This window comes from uncultured Methanobrevibacter sp. (assembly GCF_937881195.1).
Taxonomy (GTDB): Archaea; Methanobacteriota; Methanobacteria; order Methanobacteriales; family Methanobacteriaceae; genus Methanobinarius.
On sequence record NZ_CALGFC010000047.1, the window covers coordinates 1 to 5,824 of the forward strand.

4 protein-coding genes are annotated in these 5,824 nt (G+C 24.1%); all 4 read right to left on the bottom strand.

Annotated elements, in window-relative coordinates; all coding sequences use genetic code 11:
* Positions 1-109: 109 nt before the first annotated feature.
* The 4 genes from Q0087_RS06835 to Q0087_RS06850 all read right to left on the bottom strand — a co-directional run bounded on the left by Q0087_RS06835 (position 110) and on the right by Q0087_RS06850 (position 5,119).
* Positions 110-853, bottom strand: coding sequence for an ABC transporter ATP-binding protein (locus Q0087_RS06835; protein ID WP_297898933.1), 744 nt, complete (start codon positions 851-853; stop codon positions 110-112).
* A 16-nt stretch (positions 854-869) separates the two neighbouring features.
* Positions 870-2,000: an ABC transporter permease gene (locus Q0087_RS06840; RefSeq protein ID WP_297898934.1), complete on the bottom strand. Its 1,131-nt coding sequence runs from the start codon at positions 1,998-2,000 to the stop codon at positions 870-872.
* Positions 2,001-2,558: 558 nt separating this feature from the next.
* Positions 2,559-3,986 carry a flippase gene (locus Q0087_RS06845; RefSeq protein WP_297898936.1) on the bottom strand — a complete coding sequence of 476 codons (1,428 nt, stop codon included), beginning with the start codon at positions 3,984-3,986 and terminating at the stop codon, positions 2,559-2,561.
* 194 nt (positions 3,987-4,180) lie between these two features.
* Positions 4,181-5,119 carry an NAD-dependent epimerase/dehydratase family protein gene (locus Q0087_RS06850; protein WP_297898937.1) on the bottom strand — a complete coding sequence of 313 codons (939 nt, stop codon included), beginning with the start codon at positions 5,117-5,119 and terminating at the stop codon, positions 4,181-4,183.
* Positions 5,120-5,824: the final 705 nt, after the last annotated feature.

Below are 5,824 nucleotides of genomic sequence, written 5' to 3' on the forward strand. Positions count from 1 at the left end.
GATTATAATAATCATAATATTGAAAATAATGTATTGGATTATAATAATTATAATAATTGATTGATGATAATAAGTTAAAAATAATAATATTGAGGGTATTAAATAAAATTTATCCCTCTATTTTTATATTATCATTTAGTAGTGAATCATCAGTTGTTTCAATTATTTTCCCATCTAAAACTTCTATTACTCTATCAGCTAATTTAGCAACATTCATATCATGAGTTACCATGATTAATGTAACATTTTTTTCTTTATGTAATTTATTTAGCTGATCTAATATCTTCTTACTGGTTCTTGAGTCAAGAGATCCTGTAGGTTCATCTGCCAATATTATAGAGGGTTCATTAGCTAAAGCTCTTGCAATAGCTACTCTCTGCCTTTCTCCTCCTGATAATTTTGTTGGTTTAATTTTTGCTTTATCTTTTAATCCAACACTATCTAAAAGTTTTAAAGATAATTCTCTTCTATCTTTATTAGGCAATTTACCTTCAAACATAGGTATTTCTACATTTTCAGCAACTGAAATATTTGGAATTAAATTATGTAATTGGAATATAAAACCTATTTTTTTGGATCTAAATTCATCTAATTTTTTATTTTTACTTAAATCATATCCTGCAACTTCAATAGTCCCACTATCAGCTATATCTAATGCTCCAAGCATGTTAAGTAGTGTTGATTTACCAGACCCAGATGGCCCAATAATTGATACAAATTCTCCTTCTTTTATATCTAAATCAATTCCATTTAAAGCTTTTATGTTTCCTTTTTCATAGCTTTTTTCTAAGCCCCTAATTTCTACTATATTTTTTCTATTTTCATTATTTTGTTTTAAATCATCATTACTCATTAAATCACCTCCTTATTTATTCATACCTTAATGCTTCGGTTGGTGGAAGCCTGCTAGCTCTCCATGCTGGGTAAAGTCCTCCAACTAATCCTACAATAATTGCAACTCCAAATGCTTGTAAAAATATGTATGGGGTGTACATTGGAGTCATACCTCCAAGAATTCCTAAATATACTAAAATTTCAAGACCTACAACTCCAATTATTGAACCTATAACTCCTGAGGTTACTGTAAGAACAACTGATTCTCCAAGTATCATTCCAAGTATTCTTCTTCCTTTCCATCCAACAGCTTTTAAAACACCAATTTCTCTTGTTCTTTCATATACAGACATTATCATAGTGTTTATTATTCCAATTCCTCCAATTATTATTGCTAAAAGAGAAATTGCAAAAGATGCACTATTAACCATATCTAATGCATTAGCTACTGTTTCAATATCTGAAATAGAGGTAACAGTGGTAATATTATCGCTATATTTATCTTCAATGGTTTTAGTAACACTATCTACATCCACACCACTATTTACTTTAACATAAATCATACTAATATTTCCAGGATCGTCCATCAAATCTTGAACATTTGCAAGTGAACTATATGCTCCTTCATCTTGATTAGGATCTCCAGTTTCAAATATTCCAGTTATCTTATAGTCTTCTCCATTTATTTCTAAGGTATCATTTACCGTTTTGTTTAATTTATCAGCAGAAATCTTTCCAAGAACTACTTCACTTGCATTATTACTAAACATTTTTCCTTTAGTTAATTTTAAATCTGCAAATGCTGTGTCTTTTGAATCAATCCCTATTAATGTGAAAAAACGAGAGTCTGGAACTGAAACCATTCCAATATAAACTCCCGCGGCATTTTTAACACCACTAACATTACCAATTGTAGATACCCAATCCTCACTAAAAGTACTTGTTCCCAATGGGTTGGTACTAGTACCAGAATTATCTGTTTTTCCACTTATTGAAAAATCAGAACCTCCAGCGTGCAGTGTTTCATCCATAGTTGAAGTTAAACCAGCTGTTATAGCTCCAAGTGCAACAATTGTAGCTATACCTATCCCAATTCCAATAATAGCAAGAATTGCCCTACTTTTATTTCGAAAAGGGTTTTTAAAAATTAATGATATAAATGACATAAACATTATTTAAGTTCAATACAATATTTAAAATTAATGTACTCTATTATTCATGTTTTATTTTTTTATAAATTTTTTAATCATTAATATTAATTTCATGTTTTTGACCTGATTTTTTTACATTTATTACAATTTTGTTTAATTTTACCAAAATTTATATTATGTTAACAACTTTTGTATTAGATTAAAATTATTAACTAACCTTATTATAAAAAAAGCTTAATGAATTAACATATTTTAAAAAATTTGAATTAATTTATTTTAAAAAAAGTTCAAAATTTATATCTTTTATTTAATTATAAATATTTAATTATATGCAAAAGTTTAAAATTTGTATCTTTTATTTAATTATAAATAATTTAATTATAAAAATTTAATTTATAAGATATATTTTATTTAATAGCTTATTTAATAGCTTATAATTGTTTTATATAATTATAATAATGGTAATAGTAGATTAAGAAGTATTATAATGCTATTATGTATAAAAAATTAATCATTGATATAATATTATGTATGTAAAATAATTATTGATTTAATATTATGTATATAAAATAATTATTTCCCAATAATTTCTCTTATAATAAATTTATCTGTTGAATCTAAGGATTTAGTTAAATATATTCCAGCTAAGTAAACAATAATAGCTATTGGAAGAGCTAACCACATTGAAAAATTAAGTATTAATAAAACAACTGCTAAAATAAGTCCAGAAATACATATCTTTAATATTTCATAGATTAAATTTTTGTTTGGTCTATAACTATTCTTCAAAATGATATACATCATTAATGTAAATACTACTATTCCGGTGATTACTGTAGCTATACTTGCTCCAATATAACTTAAATAATATATTAAAAATATGTTTAAGGCTACATTTATTAAACATGCTAATCCATTTATCTTTGTAACAGCTAATTCATTACCTGATGAATTTAGTAGATTTGTAGATGCTCCATTAACCATAACAAATAAAACATTCCATATTAATATTTTCAATACACTTTCAGCAAGAATATAATTTTTTCCACAAATTAAAACAATAATATCCTGTGAATAAATAGTAATTCCAATAGCAAATGGTAACATGATTAATACTAAATACTTTACTGATTTTTCATAGGATATTTTTAAAAGATCTTCTGAATCTTTGTAAAATTTTGACATTAAAGGGAAAACAACATAATTATAAACCATATAAATTGTTGTAAAAACAGTGATAATTTTATAAGCTGAGCTGTAAATACCAACAGCAAAACTCCCAACTATAAATGAAATCATTACAGTATCTATCATATAATATATGGTGGTGAATATACTTGTTATTCCAAAAGGAACAGCTTCTTTTACAGATTTTTTCCAGAAATTAAAATTTATTTGGAATTTAGGGATAGTTATCTTATCTCTAAGGTTTATATATAGATAGATTAATGTAATTAAACTTCCTGCCATATAAGTTAATGCAACAGCCATTAATCCTAAATTGAAGTATGTTAAAAGAATACTTCCTAATAAAATTAATGAGCTATTTATAATAATTCCAATAGCTTGGTATTTCATCTTACCAAATGCTTGGAATACACCATTAAAAAGCCATCCCATATTTAAAAATATTGTTTGTAGTGCAAACACTAAAACAACTTCTTTTGTTAATATATCATAATCCATTATAAATAGAATAGCTAATGTTACTATAAATGTCAAAGTTGATAAGAAAATTTTCAATGGGATTGCATTTCCTATATACTTTTGAGATAGTTCTGGGGACCTTGATAAATCCCTTGTAACATATGTACTAATTCCTAAATCAGTAAATATGCTCATTATGGTAGTAAAAGAAATAGCAAAATTCATTATTCCAAAATCTGAAACTCCTAAATATCTCATTAGTATGACAATCCACACAAATCCGAAAACACTAGTTATAATTTGGGATGTAAGTAACCAACTAGTATTTTTAAAAATTTCACTTATTTTGCTCATTTTTTCACTTTATAAATTAAATTTACATTGCTATTGCTGTTAATCGGTTTTTATATTAGTTTTATTGGATACTTTGTGCTTTTTAGCATGTTTCATTTGTTTTTTATTCTTATTATTTCTTATTCTTATTATTTTTTATTCTTATTATTATTTCTTTATTATTATTATTATTAATTATCATTGATTTAAATTAATTATCTTGATTTAAACCATTCAACAGTTGTTTCTAATTGTTTTTCAAATAAATTAGGATTTACTTTAAATCCAATCTTCTTCATATTATCGACATTAGCTAAGGAGTGTTTTATGTCTCCTGCCCTTTCATTTTTATAAATTGGGTCAAGATTTGAACCTAATGTGTTTTTAATAATAGTATAAAGCTTATTAACGCTCATTGAAATTCCAGAAGCTACATTCACTATTCCATTAAAATCAGACTTTGCAGCTGCAATATTTGATTTTACAACATCTTTAACATAAATAAAATCTCTTGTTTGTTCGCCATCACCATAAATGATAGCTTGTTCTTCATTGACTAATGAATGTATAAAATTAGGTATTACAGCAGCATATTGTGAATTTACATCTTGTCTAGGTCCAAAAACATTAAAATACCGTAAAGAAACAGTTGATAAACCATAACTTTCAAAAAAGGACTGACAATATAATTCACAAGATGCTTTTGATGCTGCATAAGGTGAAGTAGGCATTAAAGGTTCACTTTCACAAAGAGGCATATTTGGATTTTCACCATAAACTGCAGAAGAAGATGAGAAAATAAGTTTTGAAATTTCTGCATCTTTAGATGCATTAAGTAATTTTACTGTTGCATCAACATTATTTGTATTGGATCTAATTGGATCTTCAACACTCATTGGAACACTTGCAAGTGCAGCTAAATGAAATACATAATTTACATCCTCTAAGATAGATGTTAAATCTTTCAAACTAATTTTGGTTAAATCTTCCTCTATTATATTGAGGTTTTCATGTTTAGGATTAGCTAAGTTTTCAATTTTCCCTGATGATTTATTGTCAATTATTGTGATTTGGTTTTCATCGATTAACTCTTCAACAATGTGGGATCCAATGAAACCTAAACCTCCACTAACAACTATATTTTTATTTTCCATTTAAATTACCTGTTATTTGCTTTTTTGTGATGTTTTTTAGCTATTTCAGTGATAAATTAATTATTCAATAGAGTTTCTTTAATATAATTTCTTTTTTAAAACTGTGAATTAATTAATGATATATTAATAAGTTATTATATTAATAAAAAAACTTCTTTTTAAATATAATAGTTTTTATATGACTTAATATTTATTATTTTAGAAATTTCATATTAATTAGAAATTTCATGTTATTAATTAATTATATTTAAATTCTTAATTATTAAAATACTGGATATACCTTCTATTTAGATATAAAATATCGATATATTATTATTATTTAATATATTAATAAAGATTAATTATTATATTATATTTAATTAAATAATTTACATTCAATATATTATTAATTTATTAATTTATTTATTTATTAATTAATTAAATGAATTAAGTTTATCGAATTAATTAAATTAACTAAATTAATTAAATAAACTGATTAAATATATTAATATAAATAAATTAATTAACTAACTAATTAAAAAATATAAATTCAATATCTTCTTTTATAATTTAGTATATTATCTTTTATAAATTAGTTTAGTAATTATAAAACTACTTTAAAACTTATAGTCTTATTTTAAAAATATTATATTTTAAAAATTTTACATTCCTTAATCTTTAAATTTAAATTTTAAATCTATTAATTTTAAATTCTTTAATCTTTAA

Coding starts and splice junctions, on each gene's coding strand:
- Q0087_RS06835 (WP_297898933.1), bottom strand. CDS start 853: ATGAGTAATGATGATTTAAAACAAAATAATGAAAATAGAAAAAATATA.
- Q0087_RS06840 (WP_297898934.1), bottom strand. CDS start 2,000: ATGTCATTTATATCATTAATTTTTAAAAACCCTTTTCGAAATAAAAGT.
- Q0087_RS06850 (WP_297898937.1), bottom strand. CDS start 5,119: ATGGAAAATAAAAATATAGTTGTTAGTGGAGGTTTAGGTTTCATTGGA.
- Q0087_RS06845 (WP_297898936.1), bottom strand. CDS start 3,986: ATGAGCAAAATAAGTGAAATTTTTAAAAATACTAGTTGGTTACTTACA.